This is a genomic window from Lysobacter sp. GQ73, from assembly GCF_059758755.1.
This window is the reverse complement of sequence record NZ_JCAXEE010000030.1, coordinates 1-327: the sequence shown is the minus strand read 5'-3', so window position 1 is coordinate 327 and position 327 is coordinate 1. Positions and strand designations below refer to the sequence as shown.

The 327-nt window shown below is 68.5% G+C and carries 1 protein-coding gene; it reads left to right on the top strand.

The features are described 5' to 3' along the window. Positions 1-9 precede the first annotated feature (9 nt). The coding region (locus tag AC6CH2_RS22530; protein WP_498271166.1) for a CLIPPER-2 domain-containing protein at positions 10-327 on the top strand (318 nt) is incomplete at its 3' end.

The window sequence follows — 327 nt, the reverse complement described above, 5'->3', positions numbered from 1 at the left end:
ACGGTGACGGTGACCAACACCAGCGCCAGCGGCAACCTGACTAACGTGGTGGTGAACGACAGCAAGATCACCCCGAGCAGCACCACCTGTGCATCGGTGGCGCCGGGTGCGACCTGCGTGCTGACCGGCACCTACGTGGTGACCGCGGCCGACGTGACCGCGGGCAGCATCAGCAACACGGCGACCTCGACCAGCCCGGTCTGCCCGGTGGGCAGCACCGACCCTGCGTGCACCACCACGGTGACCACGCCGGTGACGGCGCTGAGCCAGACCCTGGCTAAGGCGATGACCGGTAACGCCGACGAAGACGGTTCGGGCACGGTGTCG